24 protein-coding genes and 1 tRNA gene are annotated in these 25511 nt (G+C 51.7%); 11 read left to right on the top strand and 14 right to left on the bottom strand.

Translation table 11 applies throughout. The annotated features are described in order from the left end of the window. The first annotated feature begins 109 nt into the window (after positions 1 to 109). A complete protein-coding gene (locus NEV57_RS03315) occupies positions 110 to 448 on the top strand; it encodes a tetratricopeptide repeat protein (RefSeq protein ID WP_257656852.1) in 339 nt (112 codons plus the stop codon). A gap of 12 nt (positions 449 to 460) precedes the next feature. On the opposite strand, the gene NEV57_RS03310 is transcribed toward NEV57_RS03315, so the two are convergent. The 5 genes from NEV57_RS03310 to rsmI form a co-directional block, all read right to left on the bottom strand. After that, positions 461 to 655: a hypothetical protein gene (locus NEV57_RS03310; RefSeq protein WP_257656851.1), complete on the bottom strand. Its 195-nt coding sequence runs from the start codon at positions 653 to 655 to the stop codon at positions 461 to 463. Positions 656 to 721: 66 nt separating this feature from the next. Further along, the gene (locus NEV57_RS03305; RefSeq protein ID WP_257656850.1) at positions 722 to 1858 is read right to left on the bottom strand and encodes a cysteine desulfurase family protein; all 1137 of its coding nucleotides are present in this window, start codon (positions 1856 to 1858) and stop codon (positions 722 to 724) included. A 40-nt stretch (positions 1859 to 1898) separates the two neighbouring features. Continuing rightward, a complete protein-coding gene (gene lnt, locus NEV57_RS03300; protein WP_257656849.1) occupies positions 1899 to 3542 on the bottom strand; it encodes an apolipoprotein N-acyltransferase in 1644 nt (547 codons plus the stop codon). Between the two features lie 6 nt (positions 3543 to 3548). Further along, positions 3549 to 4130, bottom strand: coding sequence for a PH domain-containing protein (locus NEV57_RS03295; protein ID WP_257656848.1), 582 nt, complete (start codon positions 4128 to 4130; stop codon positions 3549 to 3551). A gap of 31 nt (positions 4131 to 4161) precedes the next feature. After that, the gene (gene rsmI / locus NEV57_RS03290) at positions 4162 to 4860 is read right to left on the bottom strand and encodes a 16S rRNA (cytidine(1402)-2'-O)-methyltransferase (RefSeq protein WP_257656847.1); all 699 of its coding nucleotides are present in this window, start codon (positions 4858 to 4860) and stop codon (positions 4162 to 4164) included. 103 nt (positions 4861 to 4963) lie between these two features. On the opposite strand from rsmI, the gene serS reads away from it, so the two are divergent. Next, positions 4964 to 6235: a serine--tRNA ligase gene (serS, locus tag NEV57_RS03285; protein ID WP_257656846.1), complete on the top strand. Its 1272-nt coding sequence runs from the start codon at positions 4964 to 4966 to the stop codon at positions 6233 to 6235. Here the strand turns inward: serS and NEV57_RS03280 are convergent. From NEV57_RS03280 to NEV57_RS03265, 4 genes are all read right to left on the bottom strand, one after another. Then, entirely contained in the window at positions 6232 to 6927 is a 696-nt protein-coding gene (locus NEV57_RS03280) for a class I SAM-dependent methyltransferase (protein ID WP_257656845.1), read from the bottom strand. The two genes, serS and NEV57_RS03280, sit on opposite strands and share 4 nt — an antisense overlap. Then, positions 6928 to 8094, bottom strand: coding sequence for a nicotinate phosphoribosyltransferase (gene pncB / locus NEV57_RS03275; protein ID WP_257656844.1), 1167 nt, complete (start codon positions 8092 to 8094; stop codon positions 6928 to 6930). 1 nt (position 8095) lies between these two features. Beyond that, positions 8096 to 8848, bottom strand: a complete 753-nt coding sequence (locus NEV57_RS03270) for an SGNH/GDSL hydrolase family protein (RefSeq protein WP_257656843.1) — start codon at positions 8846 to 8848, stop codon at positions 8096 to 8098. A gap of 118 nt (positions 8849 to 8966) precedes the next feature. After that, positions 8967 to 10268, bottom strand: a complete 1302-nt coding sequence (locus NEV57_RS03265) for a DUF6600 domain-containing protein (protein ID WP_257656842.1) — start codon at positions 10266 to 10268, stop codon at positions 8967 to 8969. Positions 10269 to 10565: 297 nt separating this feature from the next. On the opposite strand from NEV57_RS03265, the gene NEV57_RS03260 reads away from it, so the two are divergent. The 3 genes from NEV57_RS03260 (at position 10566) to NEV57_RS03250 (ending at position 13123) form a co-directional block, all read left to right on the top strand. Further along, complete coding sequence (locus NEV57_RS03260) at positions 10566 to 11270, top strand: MlaE family ABC transporter permease (protein WP_257657034.1); 705 nt, start codon at positions 10566 to 10568, stop codon at positions 11268 to 11270. Positions 11271 to 11272: 2 nt separating this feature from the next. After that, positions 11273 to 12046: an ABC transporter ATP-binding protein gene (locus NEV57_RS03255; RefSeq protein WP_257656841.1), complete on the top strand. Its 774-nt coding sequence runs from the start codon at positions 11273 to 11275 to the stop codon at positions 12044 to 12046. A 78-nt stretch (positions 12047 to 12124) separates the two neighbouring features. Beyond that, positions 12125 to 13123, top strand: a complete 999-nt coding sequence (locus NEV57_RS03250; protein WP_257656840.1) for an MlaD family protein — start codon at positions 12125 to 12127, stop codon at positions 13121 to 13123. A gap of 18 nt (positions 13124 to 13141) precedes the next feature. Here NEV57_RS03250 and mtaB read toward each other — a convergent pair whose 3' ends face one another. Then, positions 13142 to 14464: a tRNA (N(6)-L-threonylcarbamoyladenosine(37)-C(2))-methylthiotransferase MtaB gene (gene mtaB, locus NEV57_RS03245; RefSeq protein ID WP_257656839.1), complete on the bottom strand. Its 1323-nt coding sequence runs from the start codon at positions 14462 to 14464 to the stop codon at positions 13142 to 13144. Between the two features lie 70 nt (positions 14465 to 14534). Between mtaB and NEV57_RS03240 the strand changes: the two genes are divergently transcribed. The 3 genes from NEV57_RS03240 to NEV57_RS03230 are packed head-to-tail and all read left to right on the top strand — an operon-like array spanning position 14535 to position 16777. Beyond that, a complete protein-coding gene (locus tag NEV57_RS03240) occupies positions 14535 to 15356 on the top strand; it encodes a thymidylate synthase (protein WP_257656838.1) in 822 nt (273 codons plus the stop codon). After that, the gene (locus NEV57_RS03235; RefSeq protein WP_257656837.1) at positions 15356 to 15871 is read left to right on the top strand and encodes a dihydrofolate reductase; all 516 of its coding nucleotides are present in this window, start codon (positions 15356 to 15358) and stop codon (positions 15869 to 15871) included. Before NEV57_RS03240 ends, NEV57_RS03235 begins: the two co-directional genes overlap by 1 nt. Before the next feature lie 15 nt (positions 15872 to 15886). Then, positions 15887 to 16777, top strand: coding sequence for a mechanosensitive ion channel family protein (locus tag NEV57_RS03230; RefSeq protein ID WP_257656836.1), 891 nt, complete (start codon positions 15887 to 15889; stop codon positions 16775 to 16777). Here NEV57_RS03230 and coaA read toward each other — a convergent pair. The 3 genes from coaA to NEV57_RS03215 all read right to left on the bottom strand — a co-directional run bounded on the left by coaA (position 16774) and on the right by NEV57_RS03215 (position 19335). Next, the gene (gene coaA, locus NEV57_RS03225; RefSeq protein ID WP_257656835.1) at positions 16774 to 17727 is read right to left on the bottom strand and encodes a type I pantothenate kinase; all 954 of its coding nucleotides are present in this window, start codon (positions 17725 to 17727) and stop codon (positions 16774 to 16776) included. The two genes, NEV57_RS03230 and coaA, sit on opposite strands and share 4 nt — an antisense overlap. A gap of 133 nt (positions 17728 to 17860) precedes the next feature. Further along, a complete protein-coding gene (locus tag NEV57_RS03220; protein WP_257656834.1) occupies positions 17861 to 18229 on the bottom strand; it encodes a methylglyoxal synthase in 369 nt (122 codons plus the stop codon). A 50-nt stretch (positions 18230 to 18279) separates the two neighbouring features. Then, positions 18280 to 19335 carry a patatin-like phospholipase family protein gene (locus NEV57_RS03215; RefSeq protein ID WP_257656833.1) on the bottom strand — a complete coding sequence of 352 codons (1056 nt, stop codon included), beginning with the start codon at positions 19333 to 19335 and terminating at the stop codon, positions 18280 to 18282. A gap of 272 nt (positions 19336 to 19607) precedes the next feature. Here NEV57_RS03215 and purL point away from each other — a divergent pair, with 272 nt between their 5' ends. The 3 genes from purL to NEV57_RS03200 all read left to right on the top strand — a co-directional run bounded on the left by purL (position 19608) and on the right by NEV57_RS03200 (position 24100). After that, positions 19608 to 21830, top strand: a complete 2223-nt coding sequence (purL, locus tag NEV57_RS03210) for a phosphoribosylformylglycinamidine synthase subunit PurL (protein WP_257656832.1) — start codon at positions 19608 to 19610, stop codon at positions 21828 to 21830. A 179-nt stretch (positions 21831 to 22009) separates the two neighbouring features. Continuing rightward, on the top strand, positions 22010 to 23899 hold the full coding sequence (htpG, locus tag NEV57_RS03205) for a molecular chaperone HtpG (RefSeq protein WP_257656831.1): 1890 nt from the start codon (positions 22010 to 22012) through the stop codon (positions 23897 to 23899). A 127-nt stretch (positions 23900 to 24026) separates the two neighbouring features. After that, positions 24027 to 24100, top strand: a tRNA-His gene (locus NEV57_RS03200). A 555-nt stretch (positions 24101 to 24655) separates the two neighbouring features. Here NEV57_RS03200 and surE read toward each other — a convergent pair. Beyond that, the gene (gene surE / locus NEV57_RS03195) at positions 24656 to 25408 is read right to left on the bottom strand and encodes a 5'/3'-nucleotidase SurE (protein ID WP_257656830.1); all 753 of its coding nucleotides are present in this window, start codon (positions 25406 to 25408) and stop codon (positions 24656 to 24658) included. Between the last annotated feature and the right edge of the window lie 103 nt (positions 25409 to 25511).

The raw sequence follows: 25511 nt of genomic DNA, 5'->3' as shown, positions 1-25511 counted from the left end.
TTTCACAAACCTACCATAATTTTTCCATATTTGAAACGGAGGACACCAAACCCTGCATGCAATCGCCTGGCGAATACGTACCTTTGCGGTGATCATTATCCGATTCATTATGACGAGCCAACGCATCCAGCAGTTAATTGAATTTCTGAACGACAACCCAAACGACCCGTTTTTGCTGTACGCCCTTGCCACGGAATACCTCAAAGCCGGTCAGACGGCCGACGCACTTCGTTACTATGAACGGTTACGGACCGACCACCCGGACTACGTAGGTACGTATTACCATCTGGGAAAATTGTACGAAAGCCTCGGGGAAAGAGACAATGCAATTGCCACCTACCGGCAGGGCATGGAGATTGCACAGCAGAAGCGCGACCGGCATGCGCTCTCGGAATTGCAGGCCGTGTATCGGAGCGCCCTTGGACTGGATGAAGATGATGAAGATTAGCGGGGTCCTTCGCTATACCGTTCCGGGATTATCGACGTCTATAGCCGAGTCGTGCGTGCGGCCGTGGCTACGGTCGCTATAATCTTTCTTTTTCAGTGCTTCTTCCTTTTCCAGCGATTCTTCCCGGTCAGGGGTAACCCTCGGAAATTTCCGGTCATCCCTGCTGTCATTTTCCCGTGCGGTGTTGATGGGTTTTTTCGTTTCCATTTTGTCCTCCTGTCTTTACCTTTGTTATGTATGGCAACAAGCGGGAGAAGCTATTGTTTCACCGGATCAGACTTTGTCGAGGCAGCATTCCTTAATTTTATCGACGACGTAGTCAATGTCTTCCCTTGTGTTGTATTTGCTGAATGAAAAACGGACACAGGGGCGCTGCGGATCCGCGCCGATTGCCTGGAGCACGTGGGATCCGATGTCGGAACCGGAACTGCAGGCGCTCCCGCCGGATGCCGAGATACCCGCGATATCCAATGTAAAGAGCATCATATCGGCAATGTCTGTGCATGGAAAGGAAACGTTAAGCACCGTATACAGGCTATTTTCCGGTGCTATGGCACCGTTGAACCGCACATCGGGTACGTGGGCAGTCAGCTGGTCAATCATGTAGCTTTTGAGGCCCTGGATATATTGCCGGTGTTCTTCCATGTGCGCATGGCAGATTTCCAGTGCCTTGGCAAGTCCCACAATGCCGTATACATTTTCGGTGCCGCCGCGCATGTTGCGTTCCTGTGCGCCGCCATGGATAAATGGCTTTATCTTCGTGTTGTGGTTTACATAAATAAACCCAACACCTTTAGGGCCATGAAACTTATGCGCAGCTCCTGTAACGAAATCGATCTGCAGCTTATGGAGATCATGGGCGAAATGACCCATCGTCTGTACGGTGTCCGAATGGAAGATGGCGCCATACTGCTTGCAGAGTGCGGATACATATTCGATATCGGTAAGCGTACCGATTTCATTGTTGGCATGCATCAGCGAAACAAAGGAATGCGGATTTTCCCGGAGCAACTGCTCCAGTTGTTGCAGGTCTACGTATCCCTGGGCATTTACCGCGAGTTTGCTTAACCGGATGGTCCCCGTCCGCTCCAGCTCCTCCAGCGTATGCAATACCGCATGATGTTCCAGCGGAGAGGTGATGGCGTGGCTGATCCCATTATCAATGATCCCCCTTACAATGGCGGTATTGTCTGCCTCGGTACCTCCCGACGTGAAAAATATCTCGGCGGGCGACACGTGTAGCAGTCCCGCTACCGTTTTACGGGCTCTTTCAATAATGGTTTTTACTTTACGGCCATGCGCATGGATCGACGACGGATTGCCGAAATCGTTTTCCATGGTTTCGACCATTGCTTTGATGACCTCAGGGTCAATAGGCGTGGTAGCCGCATTGTCTAAGTATACTTGCATAGTTGCAAAGGTAATGGAATGTTGGCTAATACGCAATGGCTTAAGGCTGTGCCTGTTTGCGATACCTGGATCTTCTTCCAAAGGTGACCAGCAATACGGTGCCGAAAATCAGGCTTCCCGCGCACCCTGCATAAGCCAGGTAATCACCTGCACGCACATAAAAGGTAATCGCCTCATTCAGGTTGATGTCCTGTTTCAGTGCATCAGCAGTCCACCAGTCGGTTTGCTGGACCACATCACCGCGTTGATTGATGAACGCCGAGATCCCCGTATTTGCCGAACGGGCCACCCAGCGGCGGGTTTCGATGGCGCGCAATTTGGCGTAGGCCAGATGCTGGTCTTTCCCCGCGGTATTGCCCCACCAGCCGTCATTGGTAATCACGGCGATGAATTGTGCCCCCTGCTCTACGTATTCGGCAACATAGCTGCCCCATATGGATTCGTAACAGATTACCGGCGCGGCACCGATGCCGCTTTGCGAGTAAAAGACCGAGGGTGTTTCCTGGCTGCCATATCCTCCGGTTGTGCCGCCGAATGCCTGGAATAGCGGGGTCATGAACGCCAGGGCGCTTCCGAAGGGCAGCTGCTCCACGCCGGCGACCAGCTTGGATTTGTGGTAAAACTGCAGCCGGGCCGAATTTTCAACTAAAACGGCTGCATTAAAGGCATCGTAATATAGCTCGGCCCCTTCAAACTTACGTGCCGTAGGTGTTTCGGGCTGATGGTACACACGGTAACTTTCGATCCCCGAAAGCACATTGCCGTTCTTGTAATTAGAGAGAAAATCCTGCAGGCGGAGAAATGCGGGGTTTTCGCGGAACTCATCTTCGTTATATCCCCGTGGACTGGCGATAGCCGTTTCCGGCCAGATAAAGAATTCGGTATTCGGCTGGGCCACCGAGTCAGACAACCGGATCAGCTGGTCGAGTTGGGATTCGGGGGAAAGGAAGCTGTATTTTCCGTAAGGATCGATGTTGGGCTGGACAACGACGATATCAGCCGGGTTTATGTGCTCTTCGTAGGTCGTGTACCGGTAGAGCGACCAGCCGGAGGGTAATGTAACCAGGAGCAGAAAACCGACGAACCATTTGTATCGGTGGATGGGACCGAATTTGTCTTTGACCGATAATATTCCCATAAACAGCAATATGTTAGCCAGCCAGATCCACAGCGTACCCCCGTATACCCCGGTGTATTCGTACCATTGGACCAACTGGTGGCTGCTGGCAAAACCATTGCCCAGGTTCATCCATGGAAAAGCCAGATCCCAGGTCTGATGCAGGTATTCATACGTTATCCAGAACGAAACCAGTCCGGCCATCGAAAGCCCGATGCCGTGGTGCTTGCGCAGCTGGTAATACAGCCGGAAGGCCAGCGCCATCAACGCGGCCGCCAGTGCAAAGGGAATAAGAGATACCAATGCGGCGGCGTAGACCGGCATTGCCGCATTCAGCGCATTGAAAACCCAATAAATGGATGCTGTATTCCACAGGAGTCCGGTAAAACCGCCAAGCAGCGTTATTTTAAGACCCTTTTTGTTGTATGGGTCCCGCATAACCGCTTCCATGGCCCACAGCAGCGGTACAAGTGCTATCCATAGGAGCGGAGCGGTAAATGGTATGGGCGGCCAGGCTAACCAGAGCAGGAATGCACTTAATAAGGCCAGTAGGTAATTTTTTTTCACGACGGCTTACAGTTGGGATAACAATTCGTTTTTTTTCTGTTCGTATTCCGCCTGGGTGATGAGCTGTTTTTCGAACAGGGATTTCAATTTCTGCAGTTTGGACGTGAGTTCGTCAACGATCTCGGACGGGCAGGGCACCGGCAAGGCGCTTTCGAGTACCTCCGTGCCGGAACGGATTGTTTCGCCGGTTTCCGCTTCCCGTTGATATTCTTCGAAAAAGCTGCTGGCCTGCTGGTACAGTTTGCGGGCCTGGTTTTTGGGGATGTGGGTGATTTCCACCTGCTCGCCATTTTTCAGTACGAGCACAAACCGGGCACCCAGAATACCTTCCTTAAACGAAACATCGCGGATGACGTTCCACGGAAAAATCTTAAAATCGGTAGCCAAACCCAGTTTGGTCGACTCACACAGCAAAATCCGCCGCGCTGTAAGCGCCACACTGTCCGGAAAAAGGGTTACTGCCGGCATTTTCTGCACGGCGACATAGGCCACGGTTTCATTGGGAACCAACATGTCCTGCAATTTAAGCAGGAGTTTTTCCACTACTTTGGGGTCCTGTCCGTCGTTGATGTAATGATCGATGTTCATGGGTTATTTTACCATGCTAAGTTAGCAAGTTTTATCCCAAACCCTGTACGCAAACCACAAATTCGCCCTTTAAGGGATTGGTTTCATAGTATGCCTTCAGTTCAAGCAGGGTGCCGCGTACCGTTTCTTCATAAACCTTGCTGATTTCCCGGGAGATAGCAGCCTGCCGGTCGCCACCAAAGGTGTCTATGAATTCCCCGAGGGTTTTGAGCAGGCGGTGGGGTGATTCATAGAAAACCAGCGTACGGCTCTCATCTGCAAGCGCTTTCAGTCGCGTCTGCCGCCCTTTTTTTACCGGAAGGAATCCTTCAAAGCAAAAGCGGTCGGAGGGAAGGCCCGAACTTACCAACGCCGGTACAAAGGCTGTTGCACCCGGCAGGCAGTATACCGGGATGTTGTTTTTGATGGCTTCGCGTACCAGTAGAAAGCCCGGGTCGGAGATCGCCGGCGTCCCCGCGTCCGAGATCAGGGCCACGGTCTGCCCTTCGTTCAGGAACCGGATGATTTCGGCTACTGCTTTATGTTCATTATGCTGGTGATGTGCAAACACCTTCCTGTCGATACCGAAATGTTTCAGCAGGGGCGCGCTGGTACGGGTATCTTCAGCCAGAATAATATCCGCTTCCCGCAGCAGCCGAACGGCCCGGAACGTCATATCTTCCAGGTTGCCGATGGGGGTGGGGATGAGGTATAGCACGGATCTTCTCTCCGATAATGGCTCAAATATCATATCTCCTTCCTATCTTTGCCACAAAATAAACAAAACCGTCTTGATTTTCAAAAATCAGGACAGCTTCACAGCCGATAAAGAAGAAAATTAAGCAAACGAAAATATGCTGCAAGTTAATTATATCCGTGAGAACCGTGACCATGTGATTGAGCGATTGGCCCTGAGAAATTTCAAGCAGACTACGCTGGTTGATGAAGTTGTTGCCCTGGACGAGCAACGACGCCAGATCCAGACGGAGTCGGATGCCCTGGCGGCATCGGCCAATACGAGCGCACGGCAGATCGGTGAACTGATGCGCCAGGGCAAGCGCGATGAGGCTGAAGCGATTAAGGCAGCATCGGGCGGATATAAAGAACAGATTAAGCAGTTAACTGACCGACTGGGCGAATTGGAGCAGCAATTGCATGAAAAGCTGGTGCTGCTTCCGAATCTTCCCCATACATCGGTACCGGCCGGGGTAGGAGCGGAAGACAACGAAGTAGTGCTGGAACACGGCAATAAACCATCGTTGGCGGAGGATGCCGTGCCCCATTGGGAATTGACTTCAAAGTACGGAATCATCGATTTTGAACTCGGAACCAAAATAACCGGTGCCGGTTTTCCGGTATACAAAGGAAAAGGCGCGCGGCTGCAACGGGCCATGATCAACTTTTTCCTGGACAGGGCTCAGCAGGCTGGCTATCTCGAAGTGCAGCCCCCGCTGCTGGTCAACGAAGCTTCCGGTTTCGGTACCGGCCAGCTTCCGGATAAAGAAGGGCAGATGTACCACGTGGGTGTAGATGATCTTTACCTGATCCCCACGGCAGAGGTGCCCGTTACGAACCTGTATCGCGACGTCATTGTAAAAGAAGCCGACTTTCCGGTAAAATTAACCGCATATACGCCCTGTTTCCGCAGGGAGGCAGGTTCTTACGGCGCCCATGTACGCGGATTGAACCGGCTGCATCAATTCGATAAGGTGGAAGTGGTCCAGCTGGTGCACCCCGAGCGGTCGTATGAGGTGCTTGAGGAAATGAGCAGTTATGTACAGTCGTTGCTTCAGGCGCTGGACCTGCCATACCGGGTATTGCGACTCTGCGGCGGCGATATGGGATTTACATCGGCATTGACTTACGATATGGAGGTGTGGAGCGCCGCACAGCAGCGCTGGCTTGAGGTTTCATCTGTATCCAATTTCGAAAGCTACCAGAGCAACCGCTTAAAGGTGCGTTTTAAGGGAGAAAGCGGTAAAACCCAGCTGGTACACACACTGAATGGAAGTGCATTGGCGCTACCCCGTATCCTGGCCTCCATACTGGAGAACAACCAAACGGACCGCGGAATCCGGATTCCCGACGTGCTCGTCCCTTACACCGGGTTTGAGTGGATTGATTAACGGATAACCAGACGCGCCAGGTACTGGTCATTCCCGTCCTCAAATAATATCTGTACGGCCCAGCCGGCTTCCTGCGCCAGGTGCGTGAGCGTATCCCGGTCGATGTACAGCCAGTTGAAGGGTGCACCCCGGTTTCCCCTGTATTCGTACTGATACCGGATCTGCCCGTAATACCCGCTTGGCCGGGTTACCGACCCATCGGCATACAAATACGCAATATCCGATGAATCGAACAGCAGCTGTCCGCCTGCACGCAGCAGGGAACGGCAGCGGCGCAGCAGCACCTTCAGTTTTTCCAGGTCGCCGCACAGTCCGATACCGTTCATCAGAAACAGCAGGGTGTCATACTGACCGGTATGGTAATTGAAAATATCCGCTGTGCTGACCTGTTCCACACCGCGTTGTTTCATCACGGTTGCCGCCAGGGGAGAGATATCAAGCGCATGTACATCCATGCCCCGTTGCTGAAGGTATAAGGCATGGCTACCGGCCCCGGCACCTACATCAAGCGTTTTCCCACTGCAAAAGGAGAGGGCCATGTGCTCCAGTTCGGGGAAATCACCGGGTCCGCGGAAAAACTCATCAACAGGCATTTCCTCTGTTTCACCATAGCTCGTATGCAGCAGGAGGGGGGACATAAACTGTCCACGCAGGTAATCCTGCAGCGCTGTTCCAAGGATATCGACCGCCATCTATTCAGGAATCATCAGGATTTGCTTGGCCAGTTTCACCGTTTCGGTATCGCCCGTGTGTTTTCCCGGATCGTCGGACAGCTTGATCACCGGGTCCCATTGCGCCTCTTCAGGGAACGCTTCGGTCATTTTCAGCACAATATTGAGGGGAGGTAACCCCACGTCGTTTGTAAAGTTGGTGCCGATTCCGAATGAAAATCCGATTTTTCCGCGGCAGTATGCCGCAATCCGGGCCACTTTATCGTAGTTAAGCCCATCGGAGAAAACGATTGTCTTGGACAGCGGGTCGATACCTTTCTGCTGGTAATGGCGGATGGTTTTGTCGGCAAAAAGCAGTGAGTCGCCGCTGTCGTGGCGTACCCCGTCGAAAAGTTTGGATAATTTCTTGTCGAACTGCGTGAAGAAGACATCAGTTGTATACGTATCCGACAGGGCAATCCCCAAGTCGCCGCGGTACACCTCCGCCCAGTGTTCAAGGCCGAGCAGGTTGGCCATTTTAAAACCATATTTAGCGGCGTGGAACATAAACCATTCATGGGCATGCGTGCCAATGGGTTTCGTCTGGTACTGCATGGCTAGGTGGACGTTACTGGTGCCGATGAATGTGTTTTCCCCGTATTGCCGGAGGGCCTGGACAACAAGCTGGTGTACGGCATAGGAATGCCGCCTCCGCGTGCCGAATTCGGCGATGGTTACCCCCAACTTACGGTATTTTTCTATTTTTTCGCGGGCCGTCAACATCACGGTTTCATCGGCGTGCCGCTGCTGTCCGGTCATTTGGTAGTACAGCTCGCAGATGAGTGACATAATAGGCACTTCCCAGAGAATGGTCCTGTACCAGTAACCTTCAACCGCAACCTGGAGTTCACGGCCCTGCTGCCGGACCATAACCTCGTCCGGATCGTACCGGTACCCCTGTAGGAAGTCGAAATACGTGGGATCGATATAGGGACAGGTAGCGGCGAAATACGTTTTTTCATGACGGGTCAGCTGCAGCTGAGCCAACCCGTTTATGGCGTTGCGCAGTTCTTCGGCAAAGCCATCCGGGAATTGATGTCCGCCCCGGTTGATGAACTGGTACCGCGCGCGTGCCTTGGGGAATCGTTTGACCACTGCATGCTGCATGGTAAACTTGTAAAAGTCGTTATCCAGTATGGAGCTGATCATCCTATCCAATCACGTTTAACCAGGCTTCGGCCATCAATTGGGCACCTGCCAGGGTGGTGTGTACCCCATCTGTCGTCCAATAACCGGGTGATACGCTGCGGGCTGCCTCATCGAATACGCGTTGGTAGGGGATGAACGCTGCCCGATATTCATCCGCGATTTCCTGTGCAGTTTGCCGGTATGTATCAAACGCCGGAAACCAGTCGTCGGTAACTGCTTTCACGTGGTTAACGGCAAAAGGCTCGCCGATGATCAGTTTGACATCCGGGAGTGCCGTCAGTGTCCGGTCGATCAGCTTCCGGTAATCGTCGCGGTATACGGCCAGTGTGCCGGTATAGCCGCCGGTGAGCGTATGCCAGTAGTCGTTGACGCCGATGAGGATACTCAGGACATCCGGCTTAAGTTGGATACAGTCGGCATCCCAGCGTTCTGCCAGCTGATTAACCTTGTTGCCGCTGATACCGCGGTTGAATACCTTTACCTGGTCGGTATGCTCACGGAGCAGCCGGGCCGCGGAAAGAAACGCATATCCAGTTCCCAATGCGCGGCTGTTATTCGGGGCCTGTTCGTCGCGATTCCTTCCGGCGTCCGTAATGGAATCCCCCTGGAAAAGCACAACATCATCCGGTGCTATTTTTACGACGGGAGCGCGATGCGGTTTGCCGATTGCGGCCGACACCAGGTCCGGGATACTGATGGTAGCCGCTGCGCCTGCCAGGGAACGGCCAATAAACGTTCTTCTGCTCTTATTCATCAGGTGGTTATTTAATAGGTGTTTTCAAAAATAGCATATTTATGGCTGTCCGCAATAGGTACATAAAAAAAGGAGGCCGGAGCCTCCTCATAGGTTGTTGTTGTTATTTATGAACTTATTACCTGCCACCCCGGGAAGACGAGCGGCCGCTTCGTTCCGATCCACGGTTATTGCTGTGCGAGACATTGCCCCTGCTTTCCGAAGAGCGGCCGGAAGATACCGCTGGCCGCGACTGTGAACGCGCCTCTGGCCGTACCCGGCTGGCCTCACTGCTCCGGGATTGGGTCCGCGAGGATGCACGTACCGAATTACGTTCCGGTGCGGTGCGCGACTGGCTGCGCTGCATTTGCTGGCTCCGGGGCTGTGTAGCCCGTTCCGTACTGTTCGTGCGAGCCGGACGTGTACTCCGTGTTCCGGACTCCCTGCCGGTCGTTCCGGAGGGCCGTACGGCGCGTTCCGATCCGCGGTTTTCCATGCGTGGCGCTACGGCATCATTGCTGCGGTTACGGGTGCGGGGTGCAGTAGCTGTATTATCACGTGTGGCCGGACGTGCCGAGCGGGTAGTCGTGCCCCGGTTGTCTGCCGCCCGGGTGGCCGTGCTACGCGAAGCCGCGCTACGCGAATTCGTGTTCGCCCGTGCTTCGCTCGCGCGGGAAACCCGTGCCGGACGTGCCGACGTGCGGCTGTTCCGGTCGACATCCGGACGGTACAGGTTTACGGACCGGCTATCCACACGTGCCCTTCCCGGCCGATTGCCTGACTGCACGTCCCTGACCGAAATCCGGCTGCGGGTGGCCCGTTCAATTTCATGCCGTCCGGGGCCGCTTACATATGTACGGTTGTTGTATACATACGTATTGTTAATGATGGTCGTGTGGTTATAAACTGTTACCCGGTTCCTGCGCGGTACGTAATAATTGTAGATCCGCGGGCTGGCGATGTAACGCTGGGGGACAAATACCCAATAATGATTGGGCATGCCCACGTTCACGCTGATGCTCATCTGCGGTCCCAGCGGCGCCCATCCGTAATATCCGCCGCCACTGCGCCAGCTCACCCAGGCCGGTCCCCACTCATATCCGGGAACCCAGCCCCAGCCGTAATAATCTGTATATACCCAACGGCCGTAATGGAAGGGTGCCCAACCCCAGTCGTAGTCGGAAACCCAGGTGTTTCCATAATTGGTCATAACCCAGTGTCCGTTTGTTGCATAAGGCTGGAAACCGCCTCCCGCATCCGGAAGCCAGACATAACCGTAATCGGGGTCGTCAATCCATTCGCCATATGGCGCCAATTCATCGTAAAATAACTGAAATGAAACGCTTACACCGGGTTGCGCATTTGCCGTCTTAATTGTGGTAAATGTCAGGAAAGCGATTGCCGTAAATAATAAGCGTCCGGTTGCTTTTAACGTTTTCATAACACTTCGATTTTTGTGTAACATGCTGTTAATTCTCATAGGTATGACCCATTCCGCCTACCTATGGTTTAATCCCCCCATTATTTTATATGCCCGCGTTCCCCTCTGCCTCCGGCTTTTTACCCCTAAATACCTTTAATTTGCTTTGGTGCTCCTAAATTAAACAGAAAGTCCTATTTTTGTCGCTCAGGTAATTTCCTTTGGCAGCGGCCATTGATTTTGTGTAATTAAAACCCACGAATATTGAAGAAAGTTAGCCGTATACTGATCGAATTGGCCCAGATCCATCGGTTTGTTATGCAATTTTTCCGTGAGTTGGTACTGCCGCCCTATGAGGTGAAGGAAATTATCCGGCAGTGCTACGAAGTCGGATGGAAATCCCTGCCATTGATCTCATTGACCGGTTTTATTACAGGGCTTGTGTTTACCAACCAGTCGCGTCCGTCCCTGGCGGAGTTCGGTGCCACATCGTGGCTGCCCGCACTGATTTCCATTGCCATTATCCGGGCCCTGGCCCCGCTGGTAACCGCGCTGATTGCTTCAGGGAAAGTAGGCTCACAGATTGGCGCGGAGCTCGGTTCAATGAAAGTAACAGAACAGATAGATGCCATGGAAGTGTCCGGCACGAACCCATTTAAATTCTTGGTAGTCAGCCGGGTAGTGGCCACCACGATCACCATTCCCATTCTTTCCTGCTATACGGCCTGCGTGGGTCTGCTGGGGGCTTTTCTCAGTGTGAACCAGTTTGAGGCTACCAGTTTTACGGTATACGTGAACCAGGTATTTGAGGCGGTCAGCTACCTGGATGTTTTTTCATTGGTGCTCAAGGCAGTTGTTTTCGGATTCACTATTGGCATTGTGGGATGTTATCAGGGATATAACTCTTCCAAAGGTACCGAAGGGGTAGGTAAGGCAGCGAACTGGGCGGTGGTGATGTCGATGTTTCTTATTTTTGTCGAGGAAATTTTGATTGTACAAATCATTCAGGCCATGCGGGCATAACCATGATCAAGGCACACGGACATATCGACTACGAAACAAGCGTGATTGACGTCAGGAACGTAAGCAAATCGTTTGGCAAGCTGGACGTGCTGCGTGGGGTCGACCTGCAATTGTTCAAAGGCGAAAACCTGGTGGTACTTGGCCGTTCAGGGACAGGGAAGTCGGTGTTAATTAAATTGATATCCGGCTTGCTCCGCCCGGATACCGGCACCATTGAAGTGCTCGGCGAACAGGTGAATGAGCTGGATGAAAAAGCACTGCAGCTGCTTCGGCTGAAGATCGGTTTCTCTTTTCAGAACAGCGCCCTGTACGATAGCATGACCGTCCGGGAAAACCTGGAGTTTCCCCTGGTGCGCAATAAACGGCACCTTACCCGCGGTGAAATTAACCACGAAGTAGAGGATGTGCTGGACTCCGTGGGGCTGTTGCCTGCAATTAATCAGATGCCGTCGGAATTGTCCGGTGGCCAGCGCAAACGGATCGGCATTGCGCGTACCCTGATTTTAAGGCCGGAAATCATGCTGTATGACGAACCAACGGCCGGTCTCGACCCCATTACGTGTATTGAGATCAACGGCCTGATTAACGAAGTACAGGAAAAATATAAGACCTCGTCCATCATCATCACGCACGATCTGGCCTGCGCCAAATCGGTAGGCGACCGCATTGTCATGCTGCTTGATGGCCGGTTTGAACGGGAAGGCAGTTTTGATGCCATATTTGACACAGACGACGAACGGGTGAAGCCGTTTTACGACTATAATTTTATTAAATAGCTGCAAGGGGCGATCCGTGCCTCCGGTAAACCGGGTGGACTGCAACGCTCCTGAAGCCAACGACATTGACGATAGCTTATGAATGCTGCAGAAAATAAACGAACCATCATTGTAGGGATTTTCGTATTGGTAGGGATTATAATCCTGGTAGCCGGAATACTGGTGCTGGGTGGACAGCAGAACCGGTTTTCCAGTACGGTAAAGGTGTCCACGGTTTTTGATGATGTAAGCGGACTGAAATCAGGCAATAACGTCTGGTTTTCAGGTGTGAAAATAGGAACAATCAAGGCGATTAATTTCAAGAATCTGCAGGAAGTGGAGATTGAGATGGTCATCGAAGAAAAATCCCGGCAGTTTGTCCGCAAGGATGCCGTTGCGAAGATTGGCTCGGAGGGGTTCATCGGAAATAAGCTGATCGTGATTGAAGGAGGCAGCAACAACGTACCCGCCATTGAAGACGGCGACGTACTGCAGTCGGCTGTTGACGGGGGGATGGATGCCATGCTGAAAACCCTTCAGGTAAACAACGAAAACCTGGTGGAGGTTACCCGTAATTTTGGCGACCTGAGCGCCCGGATTGCCCGGGGCGAAGGAACGGTGGGGGCAGTACTGACGGATTCCCTGATGGCCCTACATGTGAAACAGATGATTGCCAACCTGAACCAGACGTCAGCCAATACGGCAAAAGCCTCGCAGGCACTGGCTCAGCTGACCACCAAGTTAAGCGCAGAAGGTACCCTGATTAATGATCTGTTGACCGATACGGTAATTTACGGTAATTTGCAGGAAGCGGTTGCCCAGTTGCAGGGCATTACACAGACAGCCTCCGCGCTGGTGACCAACCTGAACCAGACGACCGAAAAATTAGATGACCGGGATAATGCCGTCGGTGTGCTGCTGAACGATCCCGAAATGGCGGAAACCATCCGGCAGACGATGCAGAACCTGGAGCAGAGCAGTGAAAAACTCAACCAAAATATGGAAGCCCTGCAACATAATTTCCTGTTCCGTGGATTTTTCCGCAAGCAGCAACGGGCGGCTGAAAAGGCGGCGAAGGCCGCTGCACCCCAGCAGTAGCTAGTTAACCTGCGGTAATTAGTGGGTGTTGTATACGGGGGTTATCTCGGCTGCTTCCACCTCGCCCTCGTCCGTGATATGCGATAACCTGACCGGAACGATCTCATTCACCAGCAGCGGGTCATAGGGTGTCCGCACTTTCACATAGTTGCGACTGAATCCGTGCATGTAACCGTCCTTGACATCGCCTTCAAACAGTACGTGCTGGGTACGCTCCAGCTGCGTCTGATAAAATGCACGCCGTTTTTTCTCGGATAATATATGCAGCATTTTACTGCGTTCGCCACGCTGTGCGCCAGGTACTGCACCCTCCATCTGCGCAGCGATGGTATTCTCCCGCTCAGAATAGGTGAATACATGCAGGTATGAAATGTCCAGCCCGTTGAGGAAATGATACGTTTCCAGAAAGTCTTCCCGGCTTTCGCCCGGAAACCCGACGATCACATCAACACCGATGCAGCAATCGGGCATCAGCGCCTTAATGCGGGCCACGCGCTCGGCATACAGTTCCCGTTGATAACGCCTGCGCATCAGCCGGAGTACCTTGTCGGAACCCGACTGCAGCGGCATATGGAAATGGGGGACGAAGCGGTTGGACTGCGAAACGAAATCGATAATATCATTGCTGAGCAGATTGGGTTCGATGGAAGAGATGCGGAAGCGGTCGATTCCCGTTACCCCGTCAAGTTCCTTTACCAGGTCGAGGAACCGGTCCTCCCGTTTGCCATTCCGGATACCGAAATCACCGATGTTCACCCCCGTAAGCACAATCTCCTTTACACCGGAGGCTGCAATTTTTTCGGCCTGGTCAACCAGTTCGGCGATGGTGCCGCTCCGGCTGATGCCCCGCGCCATCGGAATCGTACAGAAGGTGCAGGAATAGTCACATCCGTCCTGTACCTTAAGGAAGGTGCGGGTACGGTCGCCAATGGAAAAAGCCGGTATAAACTGGTTGGTCTCGTCAATGGGAGCATGCCGGATGAGTGCCTTTGGCTGCTTGGTGAGGTCGTTAATGTGCTCAATGATGTTGAATTTTTCTGCGGCCCCCAATACCATGTCCACGCCCGGTATCTCGGCTATTTCCCGGGGTTTCAGCTGGGCGTAGCATCCGACAATGGCCACATAGGCATCCGGGGAATACTTCAGGGCTTCACGGACCACCTTCCGGCATTTCTTGTCGGCATTGTCTGTTACTGAGCAGGTATTGATCACATAGACGTCTGCCCGGCTGTTAAACGGTGCCGGTTCGTATCCGGCATCCTGGAAAATACGGCCAATAGCTGAGGTTTCCGAAAAATTCAGCTTACAACCTAACGTATAAAAGGCTACTCTTTTACTCATTTGAGGGAGCAAAAATACACAAAAACAACTAAAATTCGCTATCTTTACGTCCGGAAATGGAAAGGCAACCATGAAGCAGTACCTCGATCTAATGCGCCATGTATATGAAAATGGCGTGGAAAAGCACGACCGCACGGGCACGGGCACGCGTAGCGTTTTCGGCTACCAGATGCGTTTTAACCTACAGGAGGGTTTCCCGCTGGTTACAACGAAGAAGCTGCACCTGCGTTCGATCATCCATGAGCTGATCTGGTTTCTCAAGGGAGAAACAAATATCCGCTACCTGAAAGACAATGGGGTAAGCATCTGGGATGAATGGGCGGACGAAGCGGGCGAGCTGGGACCGGTATATGGGTCGCAGTGGCGTTCATGGCCCACCCCCGACGGCAGGCACATTGATCAGATCGCACAGGTCATTCAGCAGCTGAAGACCAATCCCGATTCGCGGCGTATTATCGTATCTGCCTGGAATGTTGCCGAAATCGAGCACATGGCCCTTCCGCCATGCCATGCTTTTTTTCAGTTTTATGTGGCACCCGCCGAACCCGCTAAAGGGCATCACCGGCCGCGGCTTTCGTGCCAGCTGTATCAGCGGAGCGCCGATATTTTCCTGGGCGTTCCCTTTAATATCGCTTCCTATGCGCTGCTTACCTTAATGGTAGCCCAGGTGTGCGATATGGATGCGGCAGACTTTGTCCACACACTGGGCGACGCCCACCTGTATAGCAACCATTTTGACCAGACGGCATTGCAATTGAGCCGGACACCGAAGCCATTGCCCACCATGGTGCTTAATCCGGAGGTAAAGGATCTTTCAGCCTTCACCTTCGAAGATTTCAGGTTGACCGATTACGAACCGTATCCGCACATCAAAGCACCGGTAGCGGTTTAATGATGATGGAAAAGCAAGTGATCTCCATTATTGTTGCCGCTGCTGAAAATAATGCAATAGGCAAAGGCAATCAGCTGCTTTGGCACCTGCCCAACGACTTTAAGTTCTTCAAACAGAAAACGCTGGAGAAAAGCCTGATCATGGGGCGGAAGACGTTCGAATCGCTGAACGGGGCACTGCCCAGGCGGCGAAATATCGTCATTACCCGCCAGCGCGATTATCACCCGGCCGGTGCCGAGGTGGTTCATTCGCTTGCCGATGCCCTTGCGCGCTGTAAGGCTGATGCCGAGGTGTTTATCGGCGGCGGTGCGGAAATTTACCGGCAGGCCCTGCCGGTAGTCGACCGGATTTACCTGACACGGGTGCACACACATGTGGATGGCGATAGCTATTTCGTGGATATAAATCCAGCGGAATGGGAACTGGTCAGCGCCATACATCACGATGCGGATGAGCGGCATGCCTTTGCATATACATTCATGCAATATGAGCGTAGGGAAAATAGCGCCGAATGATGTATTTTTACATCGATGATACACAAGACATCAACAACAGAGCGGCAACCGCTGAAAGAAGGCCTCTTCTTTATCCTAAAGGTAGCTCTTTGGCTGGCCATCGGCTATTCGTTTACGGAAACCTCGGCTTTTTACCGCAATAATCCGATTTTCGGTCAGCTGGCCTACGGAGTCAACGTTTTTTTAACGGGAAGTATCCTGATCTCCATCGCCCGGATCAGCCTGATTTCATTGTATAAGCGCCGGAATAAGAAGCATAACCGTGTCCGGGGCAATTACGTGCTGGGGATCAACCAGTTTGCGACGATATTGAATGTGCTGTTCGGGGTGATCGGGCTCATGCTGATATTCGGCATCAACCCGAAGGATTTTTTGACGAGCATTACGATCGTGGCCATGGCCATAGCCCTGCTGTTCCGCGATTACATTACCAATATGATCAGCGGGCTTTTCCTGATGTTTTCCGACCAATTTACCATCGGGGATACCATACGCATGGGCGAACACCAGGGGAAAATTGTGGACATTACACTGGCCAATATCGTAGTAAGGAATGAAGACGACGATATCGTTCTGATACCTAACAATTCGGCATTCACGACCAACATCATTAACCAGTCACTGCAGAACTCCACCAAGCTGACTATGGATTTCGAATTGCCGCTGGCCCATGCAGGTAGCCATACCGACCTGGAAAAACACCTCGTTACGGTCATCCAGCGCCATCAGGAGATCATTGTGGAGGGCAGCTTTCAGCTGAAGGTAGTTGGCGTAAATAAAGACGCCGTTCATTATAAATTACAGATTATTACCCACTCCAAGGATGCCATCCGCAGGAGACAGATCCGGAATGATATTTTCCGGGAAGTCATCCGGTATGATGCCGAACAGCGCCCGGAGCACTAGCCTTTCCGGATCTTAACGCTTTTCACGAAATGATGGCTACCCTTTTCCAGGATCAGGTCTGCACGCAGGCGTGTAGGCAGGATGTTTTTGATTAAGTTCGGCTTATTGATCTCCTCCCAGATGGTTGTTGCCATTTCAATACTTTGTGCTTCACTGAGGTCGGCATACCGATGGAAATAGGAATCCGGCTGCTGAAAGGCGGTTTTACGGAGCCACTGGAAACGCTGGATGTACCACTGAAGCAAATTCTTCGGGTCGGCATCCACATAAATGGAGTAGTCAAAAAAATCGGATACGAATACTTTCGGTCCCCGCAGGGCTTGCACATTTACCTGTAATACGTTAATGCCTTCCACGATCAGGATGTCCGGTTGGGTCACCTGCTGCAGCTCGTTGGGGATAATGTCATAAACCAGGTGTGAGTATACCGGGGAAAAAACCACCTCTTTTCCGGATTTGATATCGGATAGGAAGCCAAGCAGCCGCTTGGTGTCGTAGCTCTCCGGAAACCCTTTCCGGTTGAGTATTCCCCGCGCTTCGAGGTATTCGTTTGGATATAGAAAGCCGTCTGTGGTAATGAGATCCACTTTCGGGTTATCCGGTCCGAGCGACAGTACCTTTTGCAGTACCCTCGCGGTGGTACTTTTACCAGCCGCCACACTGCCGGCAATGCCAATGATGAAAGGGAGGCGCTTCGCCTGGTTATTGAAAAACGCGTTGGCGTTTTGATGGAGCCTGCGGTAACAATCCACGTGGATGCGCAGCAGGTGACTCAGCGGAAAATAGATTTCCTCGATTTCGCGCATGGTCAATGGCTCGTTCAGCGCATTCAACTGGTGGATGTCTTCATTGGCAATCGGGTAGGAGAGGTGACCGTTGAGGTCCTTCCACATCGCCCGTGAAATATGCCGGAAAGGAGAATATGCAATCGAATCCATTGTTTTAACCATGCCGCCTGGGGTTAATGGAGGTTGCAAACTTAGCTAAATTCACGTTTATATGCAATCTTACGTTAGGTCCGGATACGCCACGGTACGCTTCAAAAGGCTTACCGTGGCATGGAAGTTAGTTAGCCGGGTTGTATCAGAACATGCCCTGGAGAAAAAGCGCGCCGGCGGCCGGATTGGTGGCCAATGGCACATTATAAACGTCGCAGACCCGCATCAGCATCTGGATATCCGGTTCGTGTGCGTGTTTTCCCAGCGGGTCGCGGAAAAAGATGATGGCGTCGATTTTGCCTTCGGCAGCCATCGCGGCAATCTGGGCGTCACCGCCTTTCGGGCCGCTCAGCTTCAGCTCCACCTCCAGCCCCGTTTGCCGGATGTAAGAACCGGTGGTGCCTGTGGCTACCAGCCGGGCCTTCCGCAGCTGTTCGATATGATCTTTTACGAATCCCACCATTTCGGGCTTCTTACCGTCGTGGGCAATTAATGCGATGGTTTTATCTTCCATTTGTATGCTGAATTATTTTTTAACTGTTTGATTGATTAAAAATACGGCGGTTAGTCTTTGGTCGATAAGAACCGCCATGGGTTTTTAGGTGTCGCTTTTTCCTTTTCACTGATCAGCCAGGTGACCAGCTGGCTGATCAGCGCGTCATTGTCGCTGACCATCCGGTCGCCCAGCGCGACGAGCCGCTCAATATTTTCCTGGCTGGCCGCGTCCAGCGCCTCGTTGATGCTATGCAGGTTCCGCGGTTCAATCCGCACGTACTGGCTGCCTCTTTCAACGGATTTATAAAGTTCCTGCAGGAAGAAGTCGCTGCTTTCGGCGGCTCCGCTCATCATGATATCGATTAATGCCGGACCAATGGTAATGGCGCGGCTCTTTTTGAAATGTTCATAGTCATATGCCTTTCGCGACCGGCCCGTCCCCAGCGACAGAATCGAAATATCATTGATCTTTGTCTGGTTAAAGGCTTTGGTCACTTCCACCAATGCACTCATTGACGGGTTGGGGGCGAAAACACCACCATCAAGCAGCGGATAGCGGGTGCCGGCCAGCGAATAAATTTCGGCAACACTGAAGTAAGTCGGTGCCGCGGAAGTTGCCCGGCATACATCCCGCAGCAGAAAGTCCCTTGTTTCGCCACGGGTAATCGCCGCCTGCTGCCGGAAAAAATGGGTTTTCCGCAATTCAATATTATAAGCCGTGATGATGCAGGGCTTGAGCAGCTGGCTCAGCTTGGTTCCACCAAAATAAACATCCAGTATATGTTCCAGTGTCGCGCTCGGATACCGTTCGCTCAACAGGCCGAATTTGGCAATCAGCCGCCTGAAAAAACCCGCCTTGAAGATGCTGCTGCCGTGACTGATGTAGAGATCGAGTGCTTCCTTGGCCGAAAATTTAGGCCGGTCGGGATGCTGCTCGTCCGGACAGAGCAACAGGCAGGTCAGGATACCGCCGGTGCTGGTCCCGGCGAAAAAATCAAAATAATCAACGATCGCCGCCTCATCATTTTTCGTTTCACGTTTCAGTCGCCGTTCCAGTGCCACCAACAGCATACCCGGAATGATTCCCCGAATTCCACCGCCATCGATCGAAAGAATTTTTTTCATCAAAAAATAATTATTGATCCACTGCTTGTTTTTAACGCATCAATGAATGCTTCGCAATTGTTCTTAACGACCCCATGGAACCTGCATTTTCATTGCCTCTTACCCAAGGCGCCGGCATGGCGGGTTTCATCTATTGCGCTTTGCCGGTAAAATTATGATTTTTTCTGATTAAACACAGCCTTGCGTGCTTTGCTTATTTTGGGAATACCTGCCAACCAATGGGTATTTATTCCTATTTTTGTGCCAATTCATTTACTTTATAATTCTTCATCTTGGAAACACTGGAATTGACCACCGTAGATACCGCTAAGGAACTGGGCCTGTTGCCCGAAGAGTTTGACCGCATAAAGGAAATCCTGGGCCGGACGCCGAACTTTACCGAACTGTCTATCTTTTCGGTGATGTGGAGTGAGCACTGTTCTTACAAAAACTCCATTGTGTGGCTGAAGAAGCTGCCGAAGGACGGTCCGCATATGCTGGCTAAAGCCGGAGAGGAAAATGCCGGACTGGTGGATATCGGAGATGGACTTGCCTGTGCCTTCAAAATAGAATCGCACAACCACCCTTCGGCGCTGGAACCTTATCAGGGTGCGGCCACGGGAGTGGGGGGCATTAACCGCGATATCTTTACCATGGGTGCGCGCCCGATTGCCCAGCTCAATTCGTTGCGGTTTGGCAACATCAACAATCCGCGTACGCAATGGCTGATCAGGGGAGTGGTAAAAGGTATTGGCGACTACGGCAACGCATTTGGGATTCCCACGGTGGGCGGAGAGGTCTTTTTTGACGACTGCTACCAGGTGAACCCCCTTGTAAATGCGATGTCTGCGGGTATCGTCAAGGCTGGGGACACCGTATCCGCCACATCCTATGGTGTGGGCAATCCGGTATACATTGTAGGTTCAGCGACGGGGAAAGACGGCATCCACGGTGCAGCCTTTGCCTCCAAGGATATTACCGAAGATTCAGTGAACGACCTGCCGGCCGTGCAGGTTGGCGACCCTTTTCAGGAGAAACTGCTGCTGGAGGCAACGCTGGAGGTCATCCAGACCGGGGCCGTGATCGGCATGCAGGACATGGGGGCTGCGGGCATTATCTGCTCCAACTCTGAGATGTCCGCCAAAGGCGAACACGGCATGCGGATCGACCTGGATAAAGTGCCTACGCGCCAACCCCATATGAAACCTTACGAAATCCTGCTCTCCGAATCACAGGAGCGCATGCTGATTGTCGTGGAAAAAGGCCGTGAGGCCGATGTAGAGGCCGTGTTTGATAAATGGGACCTAAACTGCGCCATTATCGGCGAGGTAACCGACACCGGCCGGCTGGAGTATTACATGGACAGCGAGCTGGTGGCCGACGTGCCGGCAAATGACCTGGTGCTGGGTGGCGGAGCGCCGGTATACCACCGGGAATATAAAGAACCCGCATATTTTGCGGAATATCAGAAGTTCCGCATGGAAACCGTTGCTGAGCCTGCGGACCTACGCGAAGTAGCGCAGCACCTGTTGTCGCACCCGAACATTGCATCCAAACGATGGGTTACCAAGCAATACGATTCCATGGTTGGTACCGTCAATATGATTACCAACCGGCCAAGTGACGCTGCGGTGGTGGCCGTCAAAGGAACCAATAAGGCGGTTGCGCTGACGGTCGACTGCAATGCCCGCTATGTACATGCTGACCCGAAGACGGGTTGTGCGATTGCCGTGGCGGAAGCGGCCCGTAACATTACCTGTGCGGGAGGAGAGCCGTCAGCCATTACGAACTGCCTCAATTTCGGTAACCCATACATTCCGGAGGTCTACTGGCAATTTGTGAAAGCCATTGAGGGCATGAGCGAAGCCTGCCTGAAGTTTGAAACCCCTGTAACCGGCGGTAACGTCAGCTTTTACAACCAGTCGCCCGACGGAGGATCGGTATTCCCGACACCTACCATCGGTATGCTGGGCGTGCTGGATAATACTGAGCACCTGATGACGCTTGACTTTAAGGCCGAGGGTGACTTTATTTACCTGGTCGGCGAATCGCATAATGATATTGCCTCGTCGCAGTACCTGGCTTCCTACCATGGAGTAAAAGCATCGCCAGCACCTTATTTCAACCTGGATGAGGAGTATGCCACACACCAGGTCATCAAGCACCTGATCCGGGAGCGGCTGATCGCATCGGCCCATGACGTGGCCGATGGTGGCCTGTATATTGCGTTGGCCGAATCGGCCATGGCGGGCAACTTTGGCTTTGCCATCGACTCAGATAGTGAAATCCGTAAAGACGCTTTCCTATTCGGTGAAGCCCAGGGACGGATTACCGTTTCGGTAAAACCGGCAGATCAGGAGGCTTTTGTTGAATTCATGGCCGCGAGCGGAGTGGAGTTTTCGTTGCTCGGTGCCGTTACGAAAAACGGTTTTGTTGTAGACGGTGAACTTTATGATACCGTTAGCCATGCAAAGGACGTCTATGATAACGTATTGCACGGTATATTAGGCGATTAATAATCAGCTGACGGTCGTAGACCTGCTTATACAAGCCCGGATAAGATCGTTTATCCGGGCTTTCTTATTTCAGGTATTTCCCGTCGGAACACTGTCATCTTGTCGTATTTATCCAGGATGGAACACATCTTGGTAGCAAACTGTTGAATTTTAACATAAGCATTCATCTATTTTATATTATGCAAGAAAAAGGGAATATATCCATTCACACCGAGAACATCTTTCCGGTTATCAAGAAGTTTCTGTATTCAGACAATGAAATTTTTCTCCGTGAGCTGGTTTCCAACGCCGTTGACGCCACGCAGAAAATTAAGCGGCTTTCGTCATTGGGCCAGTATACCGGTGAACTGGGCGATCAGACCATCGATGTCGCATTTGACGAAACGGCAAAAACCATTACCATTTCCGATAACGGGATCGGGATGACGGCCGAAGAAGTCAAGAAATACATCAATCAGATTGCTTTCTCCGGTGCCACCGAGTTTGTGGAGAAGTTCAAGGAAGCGAAGGATGCGAATGAGATCATCGGTCGATTCGGCCTGGGTTTCTATTCGGCCTTTATGGTTGCAGACCAGGTGGAGATCCAGACACTGTCCTATCAGGAGGGTGCCGAGCCCGCAAAATGGATATGTGACGGCAGTACCTCATACGAGATTTCGGAAGGCAGCCGCACCAAACGGGGAACCGATATTATCCTGCATGTCAATGCAGACGCCGAAGAATTTCTGAACAAAGGAAGATTACAGGAAATCCTGGACAAATACGCTAAGTTTTTACCCGTACCCATCCGGTTCGGTATCCGGACGACCAGTGAGCCGGACGGCGAGGACGAGGAAGGGAAACCGAAATATAAATCCGTTGAGGTTGATAACATCATCAACAACACGGCTCCTGCATGGACAAAAGCGCCTGCTGAACTGAAAGACGAGGACTACCTGGCCTTCTACCGCGAGCTATATCCTTACTCTTTCGATGAGCCGCTGTTCTGGATCCACCTCAATGTGGATTATCCGTTCAACCTGACGGGAATCCTGTATTTTCCAAAACTCAAGGAGAATTTTGAGATACAGAAAAACAAGATCAAACTGTATTCCCGCCAGGTATTTATCACGGATGAGGTAAAAGACATTGTGCCTGAATTCCTGATGCTCCTGCACGGGGTGATTGATTCACCGGATATTCCGCTGAATGTATCGCGGAGTTTCCTGCAGGCCGACAGCAATGTCAAAAAAATCAACACCTATATTACCAAGAAGGTGGCCGACAAACTTGCCGAGCTGTTTAAAAGCGACCGTAAGGGCTTTGAAGAAAAGTGGAAAGATATCGGCCTGTTCGTGAAGTATGGCATGCTGAGCGATGATAAATTTGCGGAAAAGGCTGCGGATTTCTGCCTGCTGAAAAATACAGAGGGCGAGGTATATACCTTAGCGGAATATGCCGCAAAGGTGAAGGATATCCAGCAGGATAAAGAAGGGAACGTGATTTACCTGTATACCAACGATGCCGCGCAGCAGGACAGCTACGTTGCCACAGCCCGCGAACGCGGTTATGACGTACTGGTGCTGGATTCGCCCATAGACAGCCACTTCATTGGCTACCTGGAACAAAAAACCGAAAAGACACAGCTGAAGCGCGTGGATGCGGATGTCATTGACAAGCTGATCGAGAAGGAGGAGAGCAAAAAGCTCGAGCTTACCGAAGAAGAAAGCAAGAAGGCTACCGAACTCTTTGAGAAAGCGATCAGCCGGGAAAACATGAAAGTCCATGTGGAGGCACTCAGCGAGAGCGAGCTCCCTGTTACGGTAACGATAGACGAGTTTATGCGGCGGATGAAAGACATGGCGCAGACGGGGGGCGGAATGAGCTTCTACGGATCCATGCCCGACAATTACAAAGTTACGGTAAACGGAAACCATCCGCTGATTAAGCGCATCGTTGCTGTTGATAATGAAGCGGAACAAGCCCAGCTGGCCAAACAGGCATTTGATCTGGCACTGTTATCCAAGGGGTTACTTACGGGCAGCGACCTGACTAATTTCGTGAAACGAAGCGTCAGCCTGATCGGTTAATAACCGTTGGGCGGAGCCCAGTCATCAAGCGGACGGAGACGAATACATAAAAGAAGTTTTCCGTCCGCTTTTTTTTAAAACTATTGCTTGATTATGGTTTAATTATTACTTTTGCAGTCCAAACACGGTGGGTATAGCTCAGTTGGTTAGAGCACTAGATTGTGGTTCTAGGGGTCGTCGGTTCGAGCCCGATTATCCACCCCGGATTGGAAAGGCGCTTACGAAAGTAGGCGCCTTTTTTATTTGTTGATTATTAGGGGTTTATCTTCCTTTCCTATCCCGTAACCCTGAATCCGGAATAAAAAAAGGCTGATACAAGTTTGCCCGGTATCAGCCCTTTAATAAAAAGGAGTTTACACTACTGAATAACAATGGGGTTCCGGTCTTTTTGTATTCCGGGGTGTTTTCTAAGTCTGTTGACTGAGAAGCGCGCCGGGATAAAAGTCGACTTGCGTTTAGCAGATAAGGTAGTGCTGGGAGCGGTAGATTGTTTTTTCTGTACGTCCTGTACTAAAATTTCCTCGATCATGACTGTTAAAAATTATATGAATAATAGTATCTTATTGTGTATGCAAATGTACACATTATTGCTGCTTGATTTGTCTACTTAGTGTCATTATTACACTATTAAAAATTACTTTATATATAGTTGAAATTCAATTATTAATGAATGGTATTTAAACGCTAATTCAATTAACGTTTTTTTACAGATAAAATACGGATAGGTGTTCGCTTTGGGGGAACGTACAATATACCTTAACGGTCCATTGATTCGACAGGCGAGCCCTTTAGCTGCTCCAGTTTTTTTTCATCGGTGAGGTCGAGCCGGAGCGGTGTAATGGAAACGAAATCATGCTCCACGGCCCAGCGGTCGGTGTCCTGTTCGGCCGGTTCCAGCGGACTGACCGTAAACCAGTAATGTTTCCGTCCCATTGGATCCTTTCCCGGCAGAATCTTGCCGTCGTAAAAACGGACCGATTGCCGTGTCCACCGCATTCCCTTTGGCTGGGGAGGGAAGTTTACATTATACAGCCCGATTTCCTCCGGGTTTTCGAGCAGCAACCCGAGGGTTTCTTCAACGTATGGTGTCAGCAAATCAAAGTCGGGCTCAGTATTCCCGACCGGTGTGCTGAGTGCAATGCCTTTTTTGCCAAGTAATACCGCTTGTTTAGCGGCAGCCAGTGTGCCCGAATGCCACATGGAATTTCCGAGATTCGGTCCCATATTGATCCCGGATAACACCACCTGGATGTTATTGCGCAGGTGTGTACCCAGGGCCACGCAATCGGCCGGTGTGCCGTTTACCCGGTAGGCTTCAATGCCTTCGTCGAATTCAATGGGGGATTTTTTATAGGAAAGGGGGCGGGAATGGGTTACCGCATGCCCCATGGAAGACTGTTCCACATCGGGCGCAACCACCACTACCTCCCCGAACCTGGCCGCAATGCTGGCCAGTGCGTTGATGCCCGGACTGTATATTCCGTCGTCATTGGTAACTAAAATCCGCATAAGCTTTGTTTCCGGTCGCCGGCTGAAATGCCGGTCGGCGTACCGTAGTTAAAACAAGTGCCGGCAATTTTTTGTTTTTCCGATTACCGTATAGCAACAACAA

Source organism: Parapedobacter lycopersici, from assembly GCF_024643285.1.
GTDB lineage: Bacteria > Bacteroidota > Bacteroidia > Sphingobacteriales > Sphingobacteriaceae > Parapedobacter > Parapedobacter lycopersici.
This window is presented reverse-complemented; position numbering and strand designations above follow the sequence as displayed.